Origin of the sequence: Paenalicyclobacillus macrosporangiidus (assembly GCF_900116805.1) — a bacterium.
Classification (GTDB): Bacteria; Bacillota; Bacilli; order Alicyclobacillales; family Alicyclobacillaceae; genus Alicyclobacillus_H; species Alicyclobacillus_H macrosporangiidus.
Window position 1 is genome coordinate 413,745 of the sequence record NZ_FPBV01000001.1, and the last position, 21,248, is coordinate 434,992.

Annotated in this window: 23 protein-coding genes; 17 read left to right on the forward strand and 6 right to left on the reverse strand. The window is 66.6% G+C overall.

The features are described from left to right. Nucleotides 1-67: 67 nt before the first annotated feature. The 4 genes from BM357_RS01855 to yfmH all read left to right on the forward strand — a co-directional run bounded on the left by BM357_RS01855 (nucleotide 68) and on the right by yfmH (nucleotide 4,437). Entirely contained in the window at nucleotides 68-1,246 is a 1,179-nt protein-coding gene (locus BM357_RS01855; protein WP_074948976.1) for an NAD(P)/FAD-dependent oxidoreductase, read from the forward strand. A 259-nt stretch (nucleotides 1,247-1,505) separates the two neighbouring features. Further along, nucleotides 1,506-1,769, forward strand: coding sequence for a hypothetical protein (locus tag BM357_RS01860; RefSeq protein WP_074948978.1), 264 nt, complete (start codon nucleotides 1,506-1,508; stop codon nucleotides 1,767-1,769). Nucleotides 1,770-1,850: 81 nt separating this feature from the next. Continuing rightward, the gene (gene yfmF / locus BM357_RS01865) at nucleotides 1,851-3,158 is read left to right on the forward strand and encodes an EF-P 5-aminopentanol modification-associated protein YfmF (protein ID WP_074949286.1); all 1,308 of its coding nucleotides are present in this window, start codon (nucleotides 1,851-1,853) and stop codon (nucleotides 3,156-3,158) included. Continuing rightward, nucleotides 3,151-4,437 (forward strand): EF-P 5-aminopentanol modification-associated protein YfmH, encoded by a 1,287-nt coding sequence (gene yfmH / locus BM357_RS01870; protein WP_074948980.1) that lies wholly within the window; start codon nucleotides 3,151-3,153, stop codon nucleotides 4,435-4,437. Before yfmF ends, yfmH begins: the two co-directional genes overlap by 8 nt. A gap of 204 nt (nucleotides 4,438-4,641) precedes the next feature. Here the strand turns inward: yfmH and BM357_RS01875 are convergent, their stop codons facing one another. Further along, the gene (locus BM357_RS01875) at nucleotides 4,642-5,442 is read right to left on the reverse strand and encodes a beta propeller repeat protein (RefSeq protein ID WP_074948982.1); all 801 of its coding nucleotides are present in this window, start codon (nucleotides 5,440-5,442) and stop codon (nucleotides 4,642-4,644) included. A 194-nt stretch (nucleotides 5,443-5,636) separates the two neighbouring features. Between BM357_RS01875 and BM357_RS01880 the strand changes: the two genes are divergently transcribed. The 3 genes from BM357_RS01880 (at nucleotide 5,637) to BM357_RS01890 (ending at nucleotide 7,988) form a co-directional block, all read left to right on the forward strand. Beyond that, entirely contained in the window at nucleotides 5,637-6,122 is a 486-nt protein-coding gene (locus tag BM357_RS01880) for a hypothetical protein (RefSeq protein WP_074948984.1), read from the forward strand. 133 nt (nucleotides 6,123-6,255) lie between these two features. After that, complete coding sequence (gene pxpB / locus BM357_RS01885) at nucleotides 6,256-6,972, forward strand: 5-oxoprolinase subunit PxpB (RefSeq protein WP_074948985.1); 717 nt, start codon at nucleotides 6,256-6,258, stop codon at nucleotides 6,970-6,972. After that, entirely contained in the window at nucleotides 6,972-7,988 is a 1,017-nt protein-coding gene (locus tag BM357_RS01890) for a 5-oxoprolinase subunit C family protein (protein ID WP_083430100.1), read from the forward strand. Before pxpB ends, BM357_RS01890 begins: the two co-directional genes overlap by 1 nt. Here the strand turns inward: BM357_RS01890 and BM357_RS01895 are convergent. Next, on the reverse strand, nucleotides 7,957-8,883 hold the full coding sequence (locus BM357_RS01895; RefSeq protein ID WP_175511405.1) for an AEC family transporter: 927 nt from the start codon (nucleotides 8,881-8,883) through the stop codon (nucleotides 7,957-7,959). The two genes, BM357_RS01890 and BM357_RS01895, sit on opposite strands and share 32 nt — an antisense overlap. Nucleotides 8,884-9,025: 142 nt before the next feature. Between BM357_RS01895 and BM357_RS19640 the strand changes: the two genes are divergently transcribed. The 4 genes from BM357_RS19640 (at nucleotide 9,026) to BM357_RS01910 (ending at nucleotide 12,593) form a co-directional block, all read left to right on the forward strand. Further along, entirely contained in the window at nucleotides 9,026-9,190 is a 165-nt protein-coding gene (locus tag BM357_RS19640) for a hypothetical protein (RefSeq protein ID WP_175511406.1), read from the forward strand. A 200-nt stretch (nucleotides 9,191-9,390) separates the two neighbouring features. Next, nucleotides 9,391-11,346 carry an acetate--CoA ligase gene (gene acs / locus BM357_RS01900; RefSeq protein ID WP_074948990.1) on the forward strand — a complete coding sequence of 652 codons (1,956 nt, stop codon included), beginning with the start codon at nucleotides 9,391-9,393 and terminating at the stop codon, nucleotides 11,344-11,346. 81 nt (nucleotides 11,347-11,427) lie between these two features. Next, nucleotides 11,428-12,222 carry a hydroxypyruvate isomerase family protein gene (locus BM357_RS01905; RefSeq protein WP_074948992.1) on the forward strand — a complete coding sequence of 265 codons (795 nt, stop codon included), beginning with the start codon at nucleotides 11,428-11,430 and terminating at the stop codon, nucleotides 12,220-12,222. Further along, nucleotides 12,207-12,593, forward strand: a complete 387-nt coding sequence (locus BM357_RS01910) for a hotdog fold thioesterase (protein ID WP_074949288.1) — start codon at nucleotides 12,207-12,209, stop codon at nucleotides 12,591-12,593. Before BM357_RS01905 ends, BM357_RS01910 begins: the two co-directional genes overlap by 16 nt. On the opposite strand, the gene BM357_RS01915 is transcribed toward BM357_RS01910, so the two are convergent. Together BM357_RS01915 and BM357_RS01920 are read right to left on the reverse strand one after the other, a co-directional pair. Then, nucleotides 12,538-13,335 carry a type 1 glutamine amidotransferase gene (locus BM357_RS01915; RefSeq protein WP_074948994.1) on the reverse strand — a complete coding sequence of 266 codons (798 nt, stop codon included), beginning with the start codon at nucleotides 13,333-13,335 and terminating at the stop codon, nucleotides 12,538-12,540. The genes BM357_RS01910 and BM357_RS01915 overlap by 56 nt on opposite strands. Continuing rightward, nucleotides 13,298-14,659: a MurT ligase domain-containing protein gene (locus BM357_RS01920; RefSeq protein WP_245783801.1), complete on the reverse strand. Its 1,362-nt coding sequence runs from the start codon at nucleotides 14,657-14,659 to the stop codon at nucleotides 13,298-13,300. The genes BM357_RS01915 and BM357_RS01920 overlap by 38 nt, the downstream gene beginning before the upstream one ends. Nucleotides 14,660-14,788: 129 nt before the next feature. Between BM357_RS01920 and BM357_RS01925 the strand changes: the two genes are divergently transcribed. From BM357_RS01925 to thpR, 3 genes are read left to right on the forward strand one after another with little or no spacing between them, the layout of a single operon-like run. Then, nucleotides 14,789-15,292 (forward strand): GAF domain-containing protein, encoded by a 504-nt coding sequence (locus tag BM357_RS01925; RefSeq protein WP_074948998.1) that lies wholly within the window; start codon nucleotides 14,789-14,791, stop codon nucleotides 15,290-15,292. A 21-nt stretch (nucleotides 15,293-15,313) separates the two neighbouring features. Continuing rightward, a complete protein-coding gene (locus BM357_RS01930; protein ID WP_425426481.1) occupies nucleotides 15,314-15,664 on the forward strand; it encodes an arsenate reductase family protein in 351 nt (116 codons plus the stop codon). A gap of 1 nt (nucleotide 15,665) precedes the next feature. Beyond that, nucleotides 15,666-16,241, forward strand: a complete 576-nt coding sequence (gene thpR, locus BM357_RS01935; RefSeq protein WP_074949002.1) for an RNA 2',3'-cyclic phosphodiesterase — start codon at nucleotides 15,666-15,668, stop codon at nucleotides 16,239-16,241. Here the strand turns inward: thpR and BM357_RS01940 are convergent. Both BM357_RS01940 and BM357_RS01945 read right to left on the reverse strand, forming a co-directional pair. Continuing rightward, nucleotides 16,238-17,173 (reverse strand): MBL fold metallo-hydrolase, encoded by a 936-nt coding sequence (locus tag BM357_RS01940; protein WP_074949004.1) that lies wholly within the window; start codon nucleotides 17,171-17,173, stop codon nucleotides 16,238-16,240. The genes thpR and BM357_RS01940 overlap by 4 nt on opposite strands. Before the next feature lies 1 nt (nucleotide 17,174). After that, the gene (locus tag BM357_RS01945; protein ID WP_074949006.1) at nucleotides 17,175-18,674 is read right to left on the reverse strand and encodes an FtsW/RodA/SpoVE family cell cycle protein; all 1,500 of its coding nucleotides are present in this window, start codon (nucleotides 18,672-18,674) and stop codon (nucleotides 17,175-17,177) included. A 183-nt stretch (nucleotides 18,675-18,857) separates the two neighbouring features. On the opposite strand from BM357_RS01945, the gene BM357_RS01950 reads away from it, so the two are divergent. From BM357_RS01950 to BM357_RS01960, 3 genes are all read left to right on the forward strand, one after another. Next, entirely contained in the window at nucleotides 18,858-19,706 is an 849-nt protein-coding gene (locus BM357_RS01950; protein ID WP_245783796.1) for a glycerophosphodiester phosphodiesterase family protein, read from the forward strand. Next, on the forward strand, nucleotides 19,694-20,872 hold the full coding sequence (locus BM357_RS01955; protein ID WP_074949008.1) for an FtsW/RodA/SpoVE family cell cycle protein: 1,179 nt from the start codon (nucleotides 19,694-19,696) through the stop codon (nucleotides 20,870-20,872). The genes BM357_RS01950 and BM357_RS01955 overlap by 13 nt, the downstream gene beginning before the upstream one ends. A gap of 90 nt (nucleotides 20,873-20,962) precedes the next feature. Continuing rightward, nucleotides 20,963-21,223 (forward strand): hypothetical protein, encoded by a 261-nt coding sequence (locus BM357_RS01960; protein WP_074949010.1) that lies wholly within the window; start codon nucleotides 20,963-20,965, stop codon nucleotides 21,221-21,223. Nucleotides 21,224-21,248 lie beyond the last annotated feature (25 nt).

The window sequence follows — 21,248 nt, forward strand, 5'->3', positions numbered from 1 at the left end:
GGGACTCAATCGGACCGTGGAGCGGGCGGTCTGGGAAGTGGCACAACAGAGAGAGGGAGTGCGAGAGATGAGCAAGCACGTGGTGGTGCTTGGTGCGGGGTACGCCGGCCTTCAGGCCGCACTGGAGACGCGGCGGATGCTGACGGCGGAGGCGGTGCGGATCACCGTGGTCAACCGCGTTCCGTATCATCAATTGATCACGGAGCTGCACCTGCCGGCCGCGGGGGCGGTTTCCGACAATCACGTCCGGTTGCCGTTGGACAAATTGCTCGCCGGGAAGAACATTGATCTTTGGATCGGTGAGGTCACCGCCATTCGTCCGGACGATCACGCGGTCGATCTCGCCGGAGGCCGCACGCTGCAGTACGACTTCCTGGTCGTGGCGCTGGGGAGTGAGACGGAGTATTTCGGCATCCCGGGCTTGAAGGAGCACAGCTTCACGCTGAAGTCGGTGGAGGATGCGAACCGCATTCGGGAGCACGTGCACCGCTGCCTGGAGACCTACCGGCAGACGAAGGACCGTTCGTATGCCACCTTTGTCGTGGGCGGGGGCGGGTTGACCGGGATTGAACTGGTCGGCGAGTTGGCCGATGCCCTGCCAGGTCTGTGCCGGCAGCTCGGCATTGACCGCGGCGATGTCCGCCTGTACTGCGTCGAGGCGATGCCCACCATCCTGCCCGGATTTCCGGAGGATCTGGTGGCGCGCGCTCGCCAGAGCCTGGAGGCCCGCGGCGTGACCTTCCTCACGGGCCAACCGGTTGTCCAGATGGATCCGGATGCTGTCCACCTGAAGAACGGCGACAAGATTGAGACGAAGACCATGGTGTGGACCGGCGGGGTGCGCGGGCACTCCATCGTGGCGGCTTCGGGCATCGAGGTGGAGCGCCGCGGCCGGGCGCTGGTCAACGAGTATCTGCAGTCCACCAGCCATCCGGACATCTTCGTCGTGGGGGACAGCGCGGTCTGGATGGGGCCGGACGGGCGTCCGTTCCCGCCGACGGCTCAGCTCGCGGGGCAGATGGGGGCTCATGTCGCCCAACAGTTGTACGCCCTGGTCAAAGGCGGCACGATGGAACCCTTCCAGCCGCACCTGGCCGGGACGCTGGCTTCCTTGGGACGCAAGGACGCCATCGGCATGGTGGGCGAGAAGAAGCGGCGGGTGACCGGGAAGATTGCCGCGTGGCTGAAGACCGGCAGCAAGCTGCGTTGGCTGGCGGACATCGGGGGTCTGTTCGTACGAGCGTAATGCGCAGGAGAGGGTGGGGGTGCATACGATGCCGTGTGCGGCTCGAATCCGCACCACCCGCCCGAGAGGGTGTTGACATATCCGCCACGGGGAGGGACCGGCTGCCATTCTCGGGCCGCGGCCGGTTCGCTCCCAAGGCGGAGATTTCGATTCCCCTCTCCGCAACTTTCCGCTAAAATATCTGTAAACTCGATCTTTTCATACCGGACGGTTCCGGGCGGCATACCGCCCGAATGTGGCCCATATGGATGCAAAAAAAGTGAAGGAAGGGATCTCATTGTTCCAGTGTCCGGTCTGCGGAGAGTTGCTGGAGGCACTCACGAATGTCCACTGCATGACCCGCCACCACATCACGAAGCAGGAATTGATTGCGCGTCACGGAACCCCGAAATACGTTGCGCCGAAGATTGACCGAGAGGTGCAGCGGTGGATCCGTGACGCGCAGATCATTTCACGGACCGATTTCGATATGGCCCAAGCGGCCGCACGCAACCAGCTCGGCCGAAGGGCCGGCCTGTATTGACGCGGTGCGCGGGCTGTCTCTTGATAAGTCCTTTCCGATTCGCCCATACTGGATGACGAAACGCGGAAAGGGGTGTCCGAATTGACCACCTTTCACACGGTCGACGAAGGAAGATTCCATATCCACACCCTGCAGACGGATCAATTTCGGACACGCCATTTGGTCGCGAAATTGGCTGTCCCTCTCCACCGGGAACGGATCACCGAGACGGCCATGCTGCCCTATCTGTGGCTGGAGGGTACGCGGTCCCATCCGACCGCCTTGGCCATCACCCGCTGCGCAGATGACCTGTTCGGCGCCATGTTGCGCAGCGGCATCGGCAAACGGGGGAACCGGCACGTGGCGGAGGTGTACCTCAGCGTTCCGGACGAAGGCCGCCTGCGCGGGGCGGATGGCATCTTCGAACAGGGCTTGGGCCTCCTGCTCGAAGTGGTGACAGATCCCCTCCTGGAGGGCGGCGGGTTCTCGAACGGCAATGTCGAGCGGGAGCGGGGCTTGCACCGGAAACGGATTGAGAGTGTGTTGGATGACAAGATCGCATGGGCGATGGAACGTGCGCTGGCGGAGTCGTTGGCCGGTCTGCCGGAAGGGCTGCCGCGCTTGGGCTTCGCGGAAGACCTGGAGGCCGTCACGCCGGAGGGCCTGTACGCGGCGCATCAGGCCTTGCTGCAGGAAGCGGAGGTCCACGTGTACGCCATCGGGGCGTTTGACGATTCGCCGGCGCTCGCGAGCCGGGTCCTGACGGCATTGCGCGAGGCCTTCCCGGACCCGCGCCACGGGACTCCGTCTCCGGGCGTACCCGCCGTGGCACCTGTGCCTGCCCGGTCCGGAGAACCGCACCGAGTGACGGACGACCAACCCGTGCAGCAGGGAAAATTGAACCTGGTGTACCGGACGGGGGTCGCCTACGCGTCGGACGACTATCCGGCGCTGTTGGTGGCCAACGGCGTGCTCGGCGGGTTCCCGCACTCGAAGCTCTTCCGCAACGTGCGCGAAAAGGCCAGTTTGGCGTACTACGCATCCAGCCGCGTCGACGCGCTGTCCGGATTGGTGATAATCCAGACGGGGATCGATCCGGCGAACCGAGACCGGGCCGAGGCCATCATCCTCGAACAGGTGGACGCCCTGCGGCGCGGCGACGTGGCCGACGAGGAGTTGGCCTTCACCAAGCGGGGGCTGGCCAACCAGTACCGGCAGTCCCTCGACGTGCCCGCCGCCATGGCGGACATTCACTTCGGAGGCGTGCTCGCTGGCCACACGCGCACCGTCGACGAACTGTTGGACGCAATTGCGGATGTGACACGGGATCAGGTCGTCGCCGCAGCGAACCGCCTGCAGCTGGACACGGTGTACTTTTTGCGCGGCGAAGGAGGGGCGGAGCATGCGTGAGTCCATCGATGATCGCCTGGGACATGTGCTGTACCATGAGACCTTGCCCAACGGTTTGAACGTGTATCTGTTGCCGAAACCCGGATTCCAGCAGACGTACGCGACCTTTACCACCCACTACGGGTCGGTGGACAGCACGTTCCGCCTCACCGGGGAGCCCGAGTTCACCACGGTCCCGGACGGCATCGCCCATTTTTTGGAGCACAAGATGTTCGAGTCCGAGCACGGGGACGTGTTCCGGGACTTCGCCCGGCACGGCGCGTCCGCCAACGCGTACACGACGTTTGACATCACCTCGTACCTGTTCTCGAGCACCCAGGATATTCAGGAGAACCTCGAGGTGCTGCTCGACTTCGTTCAGGACCCCTACTTCACGGATGAGAACGTGGCCAAGGAGAAGGGCATCATCGCACAGGAGATCCGGATGTACGAGGACAACCCGGACACCCGGGTGTTCTATGGCCTTCTGCGCGCCCTCTACGCGGTGCACCCGGTGCGCATCGACATCGCGGGGACGGTGGACAGCATCCAGCGGATCGACAAAGAGACGCTGTACCGTTGCTACCGGACGTTTTACCACCCGGCGAACATGGTGTTTTTCGCCGTCGGCGGGTTCGATCCCGAGGCCGCGATGGCGGTCATCCGGGAGAACCAGGCGCGCAAGTCGTTCCCGGAGGCCCCGCGCATCGAGCGCAAGACCCCGTCGGAACCTCCCGGGGTGCATCAGGCGCGGGCGGAGGTGCGCCTCGCCGTCAGCCAGCCGCGCTGCCTCATCGGGTGGAAAGACCCCGACCCGCTGCCCCCGGGCCCTGGCATCCTGGAGCGGGAGCTGTTGACGGGCGTGGTCCTCGACGTCTTGTTCGGGCGCAGCAGCGATCTGTTCGATGAACTCATCGGTGAGGGGCTCATCGACCAGCAGTTCTCCTGGGAGTACGAGCGGACACCCGAGTACGGCTATTCCCTCATCGGCGGCAACACGCCGGACCCGGACCGGTTGGCGGCACGGGTCGAGGCCAAGCTGGACGAGGTGCGGGAGCGCGGGCTCCCGGAGGCGGAGTTCGAACGGTGCCGGCGCAAGTCCATCGGCCGCTTCATGGCGGCGCTGGATTCACCCAGCTACATCGCGCGCCATTTCGCCAGCTACCGTTTCCGGGGGGCGGATCTGTTCCAGACCGTCGAGATCCTGGACCGCCTGACGCTGGAGGACGCCAACCGGCGGATGCGCGAGCATTTTGTCTCCGGGCAACGGTCCATCTCGGTGGTCCTCCCGAAGGCCTGAACCCGCCGTTGTGCCGGGCGTGGTTGTCCACAACTCGGAGGGTTCGCCGCATTCGGGCGAACGGTGCCTGTCATCCACCGTCGTCCGCGGCGAGCAGAGCGCGTATGTTGAACTAAGCCGACATACCGTATCGCGACACCCTCCTGTGGGTCGCACCCGCCGCTGGCGGGTGTTTTTTTGGTCGCGTACGCGATCCGGAGGGCGTTAGGGCTTCGGGCACCGTTGCCAGGAGCCGGTGGGATCCCAGCGGTACCACACCCCCTCCACTTGTGCGCACAACCAGCTGCCGCCCGGTCCCGCCGCCCACTGCAAGGCGCTGACCGGCGCATCCGGGAGATTTGCGGTGATGTCCCGCCAGGTGGCGCCCCCGTTCGTGGTCTCGTACACGTGTCCGGGATGGTCCGGTGTGGCCGTGCCATAGCCGGAAAACCCGACGACCGCAACCTGTCCGTCTGCGCCGGCGGGCGGGATGCAGAGGGCACTGACCGTCCGGTCTGGCAGGCCGGCTTCCACCCGGCGCCAGACGCCGCCCATTCGGCCCACCGCCACGGCGCCGGCCAGCGTTCCGGTCCAGACGACGTCCCCCTGCTGCGCGGCCGCCGTGACCCCGTCGATGCCGAATCCGTCCGCCTCCGGTTGCCAGGCCTGCGTCACATCCGGCGACACGGCCACCCAGCGGGCAGCGGCGGCGTCCCATCGCGCCACGTGGTGCACCGCCCGGTACCGGACCCCGCCGGATGTCCAAGTCAGGGCAGGAGGCCCGTTCGGCAGCGGATCGTCCGCATCCCCCTCCGGGCTGGGAAAGGCCGGAAGACTGGTGCGCATCCGAAACGGCCCGCTGTCCGCCACCGGTCCGACCGCTGCGCCGGGCGCGGCATGCGCGGCGGAAGCGGGCGGGGTTCCACCCCGCCATACCTGCGCCACCGTCCACCATCCGCTCCACCATCCCGCCACCAGCGCCGCGGCTGTGAAGCCCTGCGCGTACAGGCGAACTCTCCAGGACACGGCCATCCCTCCGCACGTCTGTTTGTTCCCAGCGTATACCCGGTGCGGAGAAAAATTTGTCAATGAGCGTTGTCGAAACGAGGGAGATTTCGACAAATCCATGTGCATAATGGCACAGCCGGACAGGCATGGTAAGGCTGAATCGGGTTCGACCGCTGCATCGGAGGAGTGTGAGACAGATGGGATGTCGTGCCGTGCCGGCTTGGGTCTTGACCGTCTGCCTGGGGGCTGCCGGGATAGTGGCCGGATGCGATCACCTGGCCCTGCCCCCGGCGAACCACACCACGGGCGGTGCGGGGGCGGTGGCGGCCCACGTACTGCCGAGCGATCTCGCCGGGCCGCCGGAGACGCTGAACCTGCCCCGCCGCAGCCAACCTTCACCCACCATCCTCATCCTTCGCCGCCGGGGAGAGATCCAAATCTACTCGCGCGACGCGCATTGGCGTGGCCGGCGAGTCACCGTGTATTACGTGCCGCCCGAGAACGTGGAGGTGCGGCGGGGGGAACATTATCTGCAGAGTTCGGCGGGGCTGCAGCGCATTGGGAGCGCGCCCGTCGACGCGGCCGGCGGGTGGCGGGTGACCTGGCACACCGGTGCGCACGACCTGCCGGGACCGCGCACGTATCTGCTCGCCCAAACGGATACCGGTCAGATTGGACTGGCGAGTTTCGAGACCTGAGGACCTGTGCCCGGTGGGGCCACTGCATGGCGCCCGCTCCGGGCCGGCCCGTCTCCGCAGGGGTGTGTGAAGGCCCGCGCATCAGGCGCCGGGCCTTCGTCGCATGCGTGTGGTATGCTGTACGGAGAAATCCATGCAAAAAGGAGTTTCGACATTGCAGACCGTACGCATTGAGCCGCTGGGAGACGGCGCGGCGGTGGTCCGGCTCGGGACGCGCATCGACCCGGAGACGCATCGCCAGGTGCGGAGGTTGGTGCTCGCCGTCGATCGGGACGCACCGCCGTGGCTGGTGGAGCTGGTGCCGGCGTTCACCACGGTCACCGTGTTCTATGACGCCGTGCAGGCGGATTTTGCAGAGGTGGAAGATTGGTTGCGAAGCCGGTTGGCGGTGTTGGGCGACGATCCGCTGCCGCCGCCGCGCGAGGTCCGCATCCCCGTGTGTTACGGCGGTGAATTCGGCCCTGACCTCGGTGTGGTGGCCGCCCACAACGGGCTGACGGAGGACGAGGTGATTTCCATTCACAGCCAAGGGGAATATCTGGTGTACATGATCGGCTTCGCGCCGGGATTTCCGTATCTCGGCGGGTTGTCCGAGCGGATCGCAACACCCAGGCGGTCGACGCCGCGGGTCTCCATCCCGGCGGGCACCGTCGGCATCGCCGGGATGCAGACGGGCGTGTACCCCATCTCCACGCCGGGCGGGTGGCAGTTGATTGGCCGGACGCCCGTCCGCCTGTTCCGTCCGGAACAGGACCCGCCGACGCTCTTGCAGGCGGGGGATATCGTGCGCTTTGATCCCATCTCTCCGGAAGAATACCAGGCCCTGTTGGAAGGAGGCGACGTCCAGTGATGCGGGTGCTTCGGCCAGGGCTTCTGACCACGGTGCAGGACCTGGGCCGCGTCGGCCACCAGCGCCACGGGGTCGTCGTCGGGGGCGCCATGGACGAACTGGCGCACCGCGTGGCCAACCTCATGGTCGGCAACGACGAGGCGGCGCCCACGTTGGAGATCACCCTGGTTGGCCCGTCGCTGAAGTTCGAGGCGGACGCGGTCATCGCCATCTGCGGCGGGGATCTCTCCGCGACCGTGGCCGGTTGGAAGCTGCCCCTGTGGCGCCCGCTGCGGGTGCGGGCAGGGACGGTCGTGGATTTCGGCGGGGCGCGTCAGGGGTGCCGCGCTTACCTCGCCGTGGCGGGAGGTTGGGATGTCCCGCAGGTGTTGGGCTCGGCGAGCACCTACCTGCGGGCCGGCATCGGCGGGCACCAAGGGCGGGCCCTGCAGGCGGGGGACACGCTCGCTTGGCGCGCCCCGGGCCCGTTGGCCCAGGCGTGGTTGGCGCAGGCGGCCGAGGATGCGGTCGAAGCGGCGCCTTGGTCCGTGTCGTACCAGATCCGGCCTGATTATCGCCCGCAGGTGCGGGTGCGCGTCATCGCAGGTCCTCAGGCCGATTGGTTCACCGAGGAGAGCCGGGAGGCGTTCCACGCGGCGGTGTTCACCGTCGGCAGCCAGTCGGATCGCATGGGCTACCGGCTGCAGGGTCCGACATTGTCGCTGCGGGAGCCGCGGGAGCTCATCTCGGAGGCGGTGACCATGGGGACGCTGCAGGTGCCGCCCGACGGGAACCCGATCCTCCTCATGGCGGACCGGCAGACCACCGGGGGATACGCGAAAATTGCCCAGGTCGCCCGCGTCGACCTGCCTTTGGTGGCGCAGTTGAAGCCGGGGGATCAAATCGGATTCGATCCGGTGTCGCTCGCGGAGGCGCAGCGGGCGCTGCGCCAGCGCGAACGGGACCTGAACGAACTGGCCGCCGCGGTCCGCGGACTGCCGGGAATCAGCTGGCGATCACGAGCCAGGGCAGGGTGAAAAACGAGATGGCGGTGGTGATGGCCACCGTCATCGCCACCTGGCTGCGTTCGCCGCCGAACTGTTCCACGAACACGGCGGCGTTGACTGCCGCAGGCATCGCGGCCTCGACGAACAGGACGGACGCCAGGGTACCGTGGATGCCGAGCGCCCACAACGCGGCCTTGGCCACCAGGGGCGCCGCGACGAGGCGGAGGGCCACGCCGGTCCACAGCGGCAGGCCGGTCAGGCCCTGCCGCCAATCGGTCTTGGACAACTGCAGCCCGAGCACCATCAGGGCCAAAGCCGGATAGGCGTCGGCGAGCAGGCCGAGCGCACTGTCCAGCCCTCCCGGCCAGTGCCAACCGAGGGCGGCCATGATGGCCGCGGCCAGGGCGGCGTAGATGACCGGTGTGCGCCGCACCTCCGCCAGCGCGGCGGCAGGGCCGCGGGTCCCGGCGGACGCCAGGTAGACGCCGAGGCTGAACAGCAGGAAGGATTGGCCGACGACGTACAGCGCGGCCTGGCGGTAGCCTGTCTGGCCGAAGGCGAGGAGACAGACGGGCAAGCCGTAGTTCACGGCGTTGCTGAACAGGGTCGTGAGGGCGAGCGCTGCCCGTTGGGACCGCGTGAAGCGGAGCAGGCGCCCGGTGACCGCAGAGATGGCCCAGAGGACAGCGAGATTGACCAACGTGAACTCGGCCACGGCGAGCGCCTCTCCGCCCGTATCTCCGCCCACCAGGGCGTGCAGCACCAACCCGGGTGCCAACACGTACATCGCCACGTCGGCGACGCTGCGGGTGTCCGTGCGCCGCCAGCGGCCGATGGCCACCCCGGCCAGCACCGTCAGCAGGATGGGAATCGTCACGTCGAGGACCGTAACCCAGTACGCGCCCATCGCCACCCCCCGTTTCATGCGAGATCGCGCCGGTTGTACGGAGGCGCGCCAAAGTTCAGTATAATGCACTTTGCACACAGGGGACGGGAAAACATTCCGTTGTGGAGGTGAGGGCGTGGAAGGACGCTTTTTCCCGCTGGAGAGCCGGCCGGGTTGAACCGTGACCACGCTTACCGCGGTGCAGTGGTTGATGTTCATGCTCGCGAGCGTGGTGACTGTCCCGGTGGTGCTCGCCTATCTGCTCGACAACGGCCTCATTGTCGGCGTGATTCTGGTCCTGCTGTTGGAACACGTGTTGCTGCGCCGCCGGACGGAGGCCGCATAGCCTGGCATACCAAGGTTGGCCTGTGCTATGCTAGAGAGGATTATACAGAATGTTTTCGTCTTTCCATACGCCGAGGTTCCCCATGCGTTTCAAGGGGATGGGGCGCCGCCGGCTGAACGGATTGAAAGCGGTTGCGCCTGCATGCCCGTCACGGCAGCGCTGGGGCGCGGCGGGGAAGATGGAGGAAGGGAGGAGAACGCGTGTCCGCAGAATCGAATCAGCTCGACGCGCTGCTGAGTGAGTCCCGGGTCTTTCCGCCTTCGGAAGCGTTCCGGGCACAGGCCAATTTCAACGACCCGTCCGTGTATGAACGCGCGGCGGCCGATCCGGAGGCGTATTGGGCAGAACAGGCCCAGCATCTGACCTGGTTTGAGCCGTTCACGAAGGTGCTGGAGTGGGATCCGCCGCACGCGAAATGGTTCATCGGGGGTAAGCTGAATGCCGCGTACAATGCGGTCGACCGGCATCGGGAGGGGCCGCGCAAGAACAAGGCCGCCATCCTGTGGGAAGGGGAGCCCGGCGACAGCCGCGTGTATACGTACGACATGCTGGGGCGCGAGGTCGATCGCGCAGCCCACATGCTGCACCACCTGGGGGTTCGCAAGGGAGACCGGGTGACCATCTATCTGCCGATGATCCCGGAGCTGGCTATCTCCGTTTTGGCGTGTGCCAAGATCGGCGCCATTCACTCCGTGGTGTTCGGCGGGTTCTCGGCCAAGTCCCTGCGCGAGCGGATTCTCGACGCCGATGCGCGCGTGCTGATCACCGCGGACGCCGGTTGGCGGCGCGGCGGCCAGATCCCGCTCAAGGCCAACGCGGACGAGGCCGTCGCCGGGACGGCCGTGGAGAAGGTGTTGGTGGTCCGGCGGGTCGGGGAAGCTTCCGGGGCCAAGATGACGCCCGGCCGCGACGTCTATTGGGATGAACTGGCTGCCCAGATGCCGAAGACGCCGTACCCGGCCGAACCCATGGACGCGGAGGACGTGCTGTTCTTGCTCTACACCTCGGGCACGACCGGCAAGCCGAAGGGCATCGTGCACAGCACCGGCGGATATCTGGTCGGCGCCAACACGTCGCTGCGCAGCGTCTTCGACCTGAAAGATACGGACGTGTTCTTCTGCACGGCCGACATCGGCTGGGTGACCGGCCACACGTATGTCGTATACGGGCCGCTGACAGCCGGCGCCACCGTGGTCATGTACGAAGGCGCACCCGACTGGCCGCACCGCGGGCGGTTCTGGGAAATTGTCGAGAAGTACGGGGTGACCATCTTCTACACGGCGCCGACTTCCATCCGCACCTTCATGAAGTGGGGACCGGAGATCCCCGCGCAGTACGACCTGTCCTCCATCCGCCTGATGGGGTCCGTGGGGGAGCCCATGAATCCGGAGGCGTGGATGTGGTATCACGAGCACATCGGCGGGGGACGGGCGCCAATTGTCGACACCTGGTGGCAGACGGAGACGGGCTGCGCCATGATTGCGCCGCTGCCAGGTCTGGTGGCGGCCAAACCGGGTTCGGTGACGCGTCCGGTGCCCGGCATTTCCGCGGCCGTGCTGGACGAGGAGGGGAATCCGGTCGAACTGGGACACGGCGGATACCTCGTCATCACCAAGCCGTGGCCGTCGATGATGCGCACCATTTGGAGAGACGATGAACGGTTCCGCCGCTCGTACTTCGGGAAGTTTCCGGGGGTGTACCTGGCGGGCGACGGGGCACGCGTCGACGAGGACGGGTACTTCTGGGTGCTCGGCCGCATCGACGACGTCATCAACGTGTCCGGCCACCGGATCGGCACGATGGAGGTGGAGAGCGCCCTGGTGGATCACCCGGCTGTGGCGGAGGCGGCGGTCATCGGCCGCTCGCACGAGGTCAAGGGACAGGCCATCACGGCATTTGTCACCGTCAAGGAGGGGGTGACGGCCGACGAAGCGCTCGCCAAGGAGCTCAAACAGCACGTGGTCGACAAGATTGGGGCCTTGGCCCGGCCGGAGGAGATCATCTTCACGGCGGAACTCCCGAAGACCCGCAGCGCCAAGATCATGCGCCGCCTGTTGCGGGACATCGCCGAGGGGCGGGTCATCGGAGACACGACCACGCTGGCGGATCCCGGCGTGATCGAAGAGCTGAAGAAGTTGTATAAAGAAAACGATTGACGGTCACCGCAATCGGGCAGCCACCCGCGTGGCGGGTGGCTGCCGTAGTTTGACTGGAGGATCCGAAAGGAGGCGGGAGCGGTGCGCGCGGCGCCCAATCTGTCGTTGCTGTTTCTGGAGGTGCCGTTTCTCGAACGGTTCGGGCGCGCACGCGCGGCCGGTTTTTGCGCGGTGGAAGTTCAGTTTCCATACGCGCATCGGCCGGATGAGCTGCGCCACGCCTTGAGGGAAGCGGGCGTGGAGGTCGTCCTCTTCAACCTGCCCGCGGGCGACTGGGCGGCGGGCGACCGGGGGCTCGCGTGCGATCCCGACCGCCGGGAGGCGTTTCGCGACAGCGTCGAGACGGCCATCGAGTATGCGGAGGCGCTCGGTTGCCTGAGGGTTCACTGTATGGCCGGGCGAGTGCCGGACGGGCAAGAGCCGGAGGACGTGTGGCCGATTCTGGTGGAGAATATCCGGTACGCCGCGGAGCGGTTGGGCCGATACGGGCGGACGGTGATGGTCGAGGCGTGCAACGCGCGGGACATGCCGGGGTTTGCCCTGCCGGCCGTGGGGCGGGCGGTGGATCTCCTGCAGGAGGTCGGCCGGGACAACGTCCGGCTGCAGTTCGACTTCTACCATGTCCAGCGCAGTCAAGGGGAGCTTTTGGCCACCTACCGCGCGGTGCGGGACCTGGTGGGACACGTTCAGATTGCCGACAATCCGGGCCGGCACGAACCGGGGACAGGGGAGATTCACTATCGCAACGTCTTGGCGGCGGTGGCCCAATCCGGCTATTCGGGATACGTCGGGTTGGAGTACATCCCTTCCGGGCGCACGGAGGACTCGTTTGCCTGGATGGATGAGGAGGAGATGCGGACATGGCTGACACGCTGATGGAGGCATTGGGCATCGAGACGGTGGAGTTGAATCCGGACCGCGTGGTGATGAGAATGCCTGTGGCAGGGCCCACGCATCAGCCGTTCGGGCTGTTGCACGGCGGTGCTTCGGTGGCGTTGGCCGAGACGGCAGCCAGCCTTGGCACGTGGTTGAACATCGATCAGGAGCGGCAGGCGGCGGTGGGCATCGAGATCAACGCCAACCACGTGCGTTCCAAGAAGGACGGGTTCGTCACGGCCACCGCCACGCCGCTGCACAAGGGCCGCACCACCATGGTGTGGGACATCCGCATCTGCGACGAGGACGGGCGCCTCATCTGCGTTTCCCGGTGTACGGTCGGGGTCGTGGAGCGGCGGAATTCTCCCTGAGGCCGGTCGGCCGGGCGGGTTCGGACGTGATGCGGCGAGCGAGAAACGCCTCGTGCGCCGCTCGCTCCAGCTCGTCCGGCAAGGGGGCCAGATCTGCCGCAATCCCGGCGTAGTCCAGCGCCGTCTGCAGGATCCAGTCGGCCAGCCGCGGGTTTTTCGGCAGCAGGGGTCCGTGGATGTAGGTGCCGAAAACGTTGAGGTGGCGAACCCCTTCCTGGCCGTCCTCGCCGTTGTTGCCATGTCCGGCCAGCACGCGGCCGAGCGGCTCATGCCGGTGGCGGGTGCGTCCCCCGTGGTTCTCAAACCCCACGATGGTCCCGCACACCGGCGACTCGATGGCGATGTTGCCGATGAGCCGCGGTTCCCCCGCGACGGTGTGGAGATCGAGCACCGCCAAGCCCGGCACCTTTTCTCCCCCAGGCAATTCATAGTACTCCCCGAGCAACTGGTACCCGCCGCAGACGGCGAGCACGGGCAGTCCGGCCGCTACGGCGCTGGCCCACTCGGTGCGCCCCGCGACCAGGGTACGCGCGACGATCTCCTGCTCGCGGTCTGAACCGCCGCCGAGGAGCACCAGGTGGTACCGGGACAGGTGAAGCGGTTCCCCCGCCGTGATCTCCTCGACCTCCACCGGGATGCCCCGCCATTCGCAGCGGCGGCGCAGGGTCAGGATGTTGCCGCGGTCGGCGTACAGATTGAGCAGCTCAGGATACAGATGGGCGATGCGCAGTGAGCGGGACAACGGGAGACACGCTCCTCTCGAGCCATTGTGCCGTGGGATAGAGCGCCGTGTACGTGGCCAGGCAGTACAGCGGCAGCCCGCCGAGCTGGCGGCTGACGGTGAAGGCTTCCTCCAGGCCGGCCTCCAGGTCGGGCACCGCCCGCAGCCGGTCCACCGGCACGCCCGCGTACTTCAGGCGCAGTGCCATGTCCTCCGCGCGCATGCCGCTGGTGACGATGAATTGAATCCGGCGGTCTTCGGCCACCTGTTCAAAATCCGTGTCCCACAGCCAGGATACGTCCCTGCCGTCGGCCGCCTGGTCGTTGATGGCGATCCACAGCACCTTGTCGCCCGGTTCTGCCCCCACGGCCTGGAGGACGCTGTCGCACCCGGCGGGGTTTTTGACCAGGTTGAGCACGCTCACGGGGCTGGTCCGAAAGACCTGCATCCGGCCCACGGGCGACTGGTAGGCGGCGAGGCCTTTCGCAATCTGGTCCGCGTTGAAGCCGCAAACGCGGGCGGCGCTGACGGCCGCCAGAACGTTGTACACGTTGTATAGGCCCCGCGTCGGCAGCTGGAAGCGCATGCGCGGCAGGGGGTTCTGCTGAATTTCGATGGTGTCATGTTGAATGCGGCCGAGAAAATCGGGAAGGGGCCGCGTGAAATCGCAGTTTTGGCACTGGTACAGCCCCAGTTGGCCGTAGAAGTAGCCGTCGTAATGCAGAGGTTCGCCGCACGACAGGCAGAAGGCGCCATCGCGCATCTGGCGCCGTTGCGGTTCACCTGCGTGATCGCGCGCGAGGCCGTAGTAGGCGCACCGCCGTCCGCTGGTGATGCCGATGTGATGCGCGAGTGGGTCGTCCGCGTCGAGCACCAGCACGGCCTCGGTCTGTTGGAGGCCCGCGACGAGCTTGGAGACGGTGCCGTCCAGCTCGCCGTAGCGGTCGAGTTGGTCGCGAAAGACGTTGGTCACCACGGCGATCCGCACGGGCAGATGCGGAGCCACCTGAGGCAGGGTGGCCTCGTCGATCTCGAACAGGGCTGTGCGGACCCGCAGTCGCCCGAGCCAGTCGGTGTGCTGCAGCAGAGCCGTGACGATGCCCTGGGTCATGTTGGCCCCTTCGGCGTTGTGCACAATCGGACCTTCCGTGCGCAGGATGGCGGCGAGCAAATTCGCCGTGGTGGTCTTGCCGTTGGTGCCGGTGACGACGATGCACCGCTCCAGTTGCTGCCCGAGCTTTGCGAGAAGCCGCGGGGAGAAGCGGAGCGCCACCCGGCCGGGCAGGCTGGTGGCACGCCGCCCCGCCAAGCGCAGCAAGAACGCCGTGCATTTTCCAATCCACACACCGAACAACCCGCCATCCCTCCCGGTTCCACGCTGCGTGTCGAAAACACCATATGGATTATACTATAAATGCGCATCCGCCAGAGGACGGCCCATGGGTCGTGCGCCGGACACACGAGGAGGGAACTTATGCACACGTTTGCCGCCATCGAAGCCGAGACGCCGCAGGACTTCTACGATGCGTTGGCCAAACAGGTCGAGCATCTGACGGACGGGGAGCGGGACGCCGTCGCCAATCTGGCGAACGTGTCCGCGTTGCTCCACCTGCACCTGACGGACATCAATTGGGTCGGGTTCTATCTGTGGTCGGAACGGGACCAGGAGTTGGTCCTCGGCCCCTTCCAAGGCAAGCCGGCCTGCATCCGCATTCCCATGGGCAAGGGGGTGTGCGGGACGGCCGCCCAACTGCGCGCGCCGGTGGTGGTGCCGGATGTCCTCCAGTTCCCGGGGCACATCGCCTGCGACGCGGCCTCCCGCTCCGAGGTCGTGGTGCCCATGGTGCAGCACGGGCGTCTGGTCGGGGTGCTCGACGTCGACAGCCCGACGCCGGCCCGTTTTCGGGACACGGACGCGGAGGGCCTGGGGAAGGTCGTCGCGGCCATCGTCGCTGGCACCGATTTTCCGGAGCGGTAAACGGCAGAGGAGGGGATGGGGATGGAATTTTACGGGTACCGGCGGTGTTCCACGTGCCGCAACGCGTACCGGTTTTTGCAGGAGCGCGGGATAGAGGTCCCGTTTCACGATTTGGTGGAGCAGCCCCCGAGCGTCGAGCAATTGCGGCGCTGGGTGGAGGCGTCGGGACAGGGAGTCGCGGCCTTTATCAACCGCCAAGGCACGCGGTACCGGGAACTCGGCCTGAAGGACAAGACCCTGTCGGACGAGGAGTGGCTTCACCTGCTGTCCCAGGATGGGAAGCTCATCAAGCGGCCCATCCTCGTCGACGGGGACCGCGTCGTCGTCGGATTTGACCGCACGGCGTACGAAGCGGCCGCAGGGGGGCGTTGAGGTGCCGCGCCTGTTCTTCGGCGTCGAGGTGGCGGACGGTGCCCGGCAGCGGCTGGCGGAACTGTGCCGGGACCTGCGCACGCTCGGCGTCCGCGCGGGAAACTGGTCGCCACCTGCCCTGTATCACGTGACGAGCCTGTTCCTCGGCCAATTGGACGAGGCTGTCCTGCCGGAACTCGAGGCCATCGGCCAGGCCGCGGCGTCGCATGTGGCGCCCTGGACGATCACGCTGAACGGCGCGGGCACCTTCCTGCAAAAACGCATCCTCTGGGCCGGTGTCCGCGAGGACGCCGGCCTGGCGGGGCTGGAGGCCCTCCACCGGGCCCTGCGGGCCCAGGTGGCGCCGCGGCCGTGGGCCCGGTTGGAGGAGCGCCCGTACCGGGCGCACCTGACCCTCGCCCGCCAGTTGGACGCAGATACCTGGACGGCGCTCGAGCCCCGCGCCCGCGCCTTGGCCGAACGCGTCACGGCTGGCCTGGCATGGCCGGTCGAGGCGTTTTGCTTGTTCGAGTCCGTGCGGGCGGGGGGCCGCTTGACGTATCCGGTACGGATGCGCTTTCCGCTCTGCGGACGCTAGGCCTGGCGCCGGCGTTGTTCATAGTGAATCAGACCGAGGGCGTCGAGGACCACGTCGATGTCGAGCACGTCGATGTCGTCGCCCGGTCGGTATCCCTGCCGGATGAGGTCGTCCCGGATCCAGGCGCGCAGGGCGTTCATCACCGTCTCCGGATGGATGCCGGGTTGGTACACCCGGGCGATGAGCTCGGCAAACGCGTCCGCACCGCGTACGGTGTCGCGGATGGCTTCTTCCTTCGGGGATCTGCCGAAATGGGTGTGGTACACCCATTGGAACGGTAGCTCGGCGAGCATGGCGGCGGTGCGGTGGACGGCATCGGGATCGAAATCGACCGGCGAGGTGGAGGGCAGCACCCACTCGAAGTCCCAGCCGGTGAAGCAGGTCCGGTAGCGGATGCCGAGGGCGTCTCCGGCGTACAATGCGTCGGAGACCGGGTCCAGGATGGTGAAGTGATGCTTGGCGTGGCCCGGCGAGTCGTAGAAGGTCAGGGTCCGCCGCCCGATGGACAGGGTCTCCTCGTGCTGGCGGATGAGGACGCGCGCCTCAGGCACGGGAAGAATGGACCCGAAATACGCTTCGAGCTGGCTCCCGTACACGGCGCGGGCGCCTTCCCACAGGCGGGTGGGATTGATCATGTGGCGCGCCCCCCGCGGATGGACCACCAGCTGGGCGTTTGTTGCCGCCTGCATCATGTGGCCGGCGCCGCCCGCGTGATCGAGGTGGACGTGCGTGACAATGACGTAGGCCAAATCCGCAGGGGAGAGGCCGAGCTGGCGCAGGCCCTGGATCAAGCGTTCGTGCGACTTGGCGGACCCGGTCTCAATCAACGTCGGCTTTTCGTCGAGGATCATGTAGGCCCCCGACCGGCACGGCTGGTCCCGCTCCATCAGGTCAATCATCCACACATCGTGGCCCATCTCGATTGGCTTCATGTCAGCGCTCCTTTCTGAATCGGTCCCGCCATTTGGTCTTGCCGCGCCCGCCGGGCCCCCCGCGCGGCGCCGGGGGATGGGGCGGGTCCTGCTTGCGGCGCGCCGCCCAGGTGCGCTCGGGAGGGACGGGGCTGCGCGCCGACGGACGGCTCGGGGCCGCCTGTGCGGCGGCCGACTCGCGCCGGCTTCGCCAGACGGGCGAATCGTCGGCGTGCGATGGCGCCCCAGCCTTGGAGCGGCGCGCGGAGGCGAGAGGATGGACCTCCGCCGGGCGGCGGTGTTGCGGCGTGCCGGCGTGTTCGCGCGCTGAGGCGCCGGTGTCCGCCGGGCGGCGCGCGGTCCGGCGGGCTTGCGCTTCCTCCACCGGAATCACGTCCGCCAGCGGATCGACCTCAGGCTCTTCCTCCAATGTATACCTGGAAACGCTCAGCAGCAATCCGACGGCGAACAGGTTCATGACCAGCGAGGTGCCGCCGTAGCTGATGAAGGGAAGTGGAATGCCGGTCACCGGCAGGAGGCCGGTGACCGCTCCCAGGTTGACGAACGTCTTGATGGCGAGCATGCCGGTGATCCCGGCGGCCAGCAGTGCACCGAAGCGGTCCTTGGCGAACCGGGCCGTCATGAAGCCCCGCCAGATGACGAAGCAAAAGGCGCACAACAGGGCGATGGCGCCCACCAGCCCCCACTCCTCGACGAACACGGGGAACACGAAATCGGTGTACGGCGCCGGGAGATAGCCGAGCTTCTCCATGCTCATGTCGTAGCCGCGGCCGAACCACCCGCCCGCCGAGAGGGCGGTCAGTCCCTGCACCAATTGGAGGCCGATGCTGTCCGCGTACTGGAACGGGTGCAGCCAGGCCGCGACACGGGCGGACCGGTAGGACTCCACAAAGGCGAGCACGACGCCGGCCACCCCCAGGCCGCCGACGACGCCCAGCAAGGGGCGGAGGGCGACGCCGGATGCGAACAGCACGACGATGCTGCTGAACGCCAGGGTCATCGCCGTGCCCATGTCCGGTTCGAGGAGGATGAGCGCGAAGGTCAGGCCGGTGACGATGAGGGCGGGCAGGTAGCCCTTTTTGAAGTCGTGGGCGAAGACCGCTTTTTTGGTGAAGAAAAACGCGAGATAGATCACGTTGAAGATGACGGCCAGCTCGGAGGGCTGCATGTGAAGCCCGCCGCGGCCGATCCAACGCCAGCCGCCGCCTTCGTTCATGCCGATGTGCGGGACGAACACCAGGCACAGCAACAGGTATCCCGCCAGCACCAAGAGCGGTGCGCGGCGGTACCAGAAGGTGTATGGGATGTGGGCCACGCCGGCGAGAAAGACGACCCCGAGGATGGCGGCCACCAATTGGCGCACGGCGTAGTACGAGGCCGGCAGATGGTCATGTAGGGCTTTCGCGGAGCTGGCCGAGAACACGGTCAGGACACCGACCGCCACGAGGATCAGCACGGTGAAAAACAGGGGATAGTCCATCGAGTGCGGTTTGACCTGCATGCGCGTCACCTTCCCGTCCAGGATCCACAAGGGTGCTTTGTTCGACGCGCGAAGGCGCGTTCCCTGCAGAGACGGAGAGGTTCGGTCCGGTGACGCGCCCGGGCACCTGCCCACATTGTCCAGTGCACACCGCGAAGGCGGAAGGATATAATGGGGTAGATTGGCTTGGGTGGTGGAGACGGCGTGGGAAAGGCCGCACAGCCCTGTCCGTTTGACGCGTTGCCGCGCCCGTTGATCATGGCGCATCGGGGGGACCCGGCGCACGCACCGGAGAATACCCTGCCCGCATTCGAATCGGCCATCCTGCTCGGCGCGGACGCCCTGGAGGCGGATGTGCACTGGACGCGCGACGGGGAGATTGTCGTCATTCACGACGATGTGGTCGACCGCGTGAGCGACGGCCACGGGCGGGTCCGCGACATGACCTGGTCCGAGCTGAGACGGCTCGACTTCGGCTACCGATTCACCCTGGACGGGCGGACGTTCCCGTATCGCGGCCGAGGCATCCGCATGCTCACGCTCCGTGAACTGTTGACGCGCTTCCCGAAGGCGCGATTCAATATCGAAATCAAGCCGAAAGACCCTCCTTCTCTCGCACAATTCGTGCGGGAAGTGGTGGAGTGCCAGGCCGAGCGCCGCGTGCTCGCGGCTTCGTTTCACCACCGGGTGCTGGACCGACTGCGCAAAATCCACCGTGGGCTCGCCACGGGGGCGTCCCCTTGCGAGGCCATGGCCGCGATACTGCGCCTGCACGCCGGCGCGGGGCTGGGAAGCGTGAGGTACCGAGTCCTGCAGGTGCCGTCCAGGATGCGGGGGATTCCGTGGCTGACGAGATGGTGGGTGGAGCGGGCGCACCGGGCTGGCTTACCGGTGCACGTGTGGACGGTCAACGAGCCGGCTGAAATGGAACGGCTGTTCAATCTGGGCGTGGATGGCATTGTCACGGACGATCCCGGACAAGGGGTGGCCGTTCGTGCCCAGTGGGCGGCGCGCCCACGCCGGCAAGGCGGGAGGACGAAGTGGATATCCTGAAGCGGAATCTCAAGGAATTGGATTTCACGTTGATTGGCACGGTGCTGGCGCTCGGCGCCTTCGGGTGCCTCGCCGTGCTGGCGGCGACGTACGGCAAATCGGGCGCCAACATGCCGAGCCATCCGGTGGCCAAGCAGATCCTGTGGCAGACCGTGGGATTTGTGGTCATGTGGTTCGTGGTCGCGTACGATTACCGGTCCTTGCGCAAGTGGCGGTGGTGGTTGTACGGGTTCTCCATCCTCCTGTTGCTCGCCGTGTTCGCCCGGCCCGCCATTCAGGGGGCGCACGCTTGGCTCGATTTCGGACCGGTCAGCCTGCAGCCTTCCGAGTTCGCCAAGCTGACGATGATCATCGCCATCGCGGGCCACATGGCGAACGTGGATGAGCAGGAGTTTCCCGACTACGGCCTGCGCAACACCTGGCAGGTGTTCGTCTTGTTCGCCATTCCGTTCGTGCTGACGCTGAAGGAGCCGGCTCTGGGACAGGCCCTGGTGATGTTCGCCATCGCGGGGACGATGTACACGGTCTTCGCGCGACGCTCACACTTCGTGGTGATCATCGCGACCATCGTCGTGGTCGTTGCAGGACTGGTGGTGGTCGCCACCCAGTTTCCCGACAAGGCCCAGCAGTTCGTGAACGGGGTGCTGGTCAAGCATCACCTGCTCAAACCGTTCCAGGCGGACCGCATCGTCACCTGGCTGGATCCGCAGTACGATCCGCTGAACACCGGCTACAACGTCCGCCAGGCGCAGATCGCTGTGGGCTCCGGCCAGATCTTCGGCGAGGGCCTGTTCAACGGCATCGAGACGCGCGGCGGCTGGGTGCCGAACCAGTGGAACGACTACATCTTCACGGCCATCGCCGAGGAGTTCGGGTTCGTGGGCTCGAGCCTGCTCATCTTCCTGTTCCTCGTCTTCCTGCACCGGTTGGTGCGCATCGCCCGGACGGCACAGGATACGTTCGGCACCTACCTGGTGATGGGCATGGTCGGCATGTTCGCCTTCCAGGTGTTTGAGAACATCGGGATGGACATGTATCTCAGCCCGTCCACCGGCATCACGTTGCCGTTCATCAGCTACGGCGGCAGTTCCGTCGTGGCGAACTACGTGATGGTCGGGCTCGCGCTGAGCGTGTCGCTGCGCCGCAGGAAACTTCGGTTTGACTGAGCTTTCCGTGGCCAAGGCGGCGCATGGCCGGCGTGCGGGTGGGCACGCTGATCCCAAAACCACGTCCGACGGGACAGGGGAGGGATTCGCATGCTGCACGTCCGCGGTGTACCGGTCCGGGAGATCGGCGGTTTGCCCTACGCCGTGCATCAGGTGGGCGATCACGCGTGGCAGATTGTGATTGAGAATTGCGCGCGGCACCCGGCCGGGTACACGTTCGCGCCGGTCTATGGATCGAAGGAGGAAGCCATGGCGGCCCTCGAGGCTTGGCCCGACGCCCATGCGCGGTTTCGCGCGTACGCGGGGGACGACACGGGGGCTTCCTGGCTCGTCGGTGACGAGGACTCCTGATGGATTGCATGTCCCTCTCCGGAAT

Coding starts and splice junctions, on each gene's coding strand:
- BM357_RS01855 (WP_074948976.1), top strand. CDS start 68: ATGAGCAAGCACGTGGTGGTGCTTGGTGCGGGGTACGCCGGCCTTCAG.
- yfmH (WP_074948980.1), top strand. CDS start 3,151: ATGCGTGAGTCCATCGATGATCGCCTGGGACATGTGCTGTACCATGAG.
- pxpB (WP_074948985.1), top strand. CDS start 6,256: ATGCAAAAAGGAGTTTCGACATTGCAGACCGTACGCATTGAGCCGCTG.
- BM357_RS01890 (WP_083430100.1), top strand. CDS start 6,972: ATGCGGGTGCTTCGGCCAGGGCTTCTGACCACGGTGCAGGACCTGGGC.
- BM357_RS01895 (WP_175511405.1), bottom strand. CDS start 8,883: ATGAAACGGGGGGTGGCGATGGGCGCGTACTGGGTTACGGTCCTCGAC.
- BM357_RS01910 (WP_074949288.1), top strand. CDS start 12,207: ATGGCTGACACGCTGATGGAGGCATTGGGCATCGAGACGGTGGAGTTG.
- BM357_RS01925 (WP_074948998.1), top strand. CDS start 14,789: ATGCACACGTTTGCCGCCATCGAAGCCGAGACGCCGCAGGACTTCTAC.
- BM357_RS01930 (WP_425426481.1), top strand. CDS start 15,314: ATGGAATTTTACGGGTACCGGCGGTGTTCCACGTGCCGCAACGCGTAC.
- BM357_RS01940 (WP_074949004.1), bottom strand. CDS start 17,173: ATGAAGCCAATCGAGATGGGCCACGATGTGTGGATGATTGACCTGATG.
- BM357_RS01945 (WP_074949006.1), bottom strand. CDS start 18,674: ATGCAGGTCAAACCGCACTCGATGGACTATCCCCTGTTTTTCACCGTG.
- BM357_RS01960 (WP_074949010.1), top strand. CDS start 20,963: ATGCTGCACGTCCGCGGTGTACCGGTCCGGGAGATCGGCGGTTTGCCC.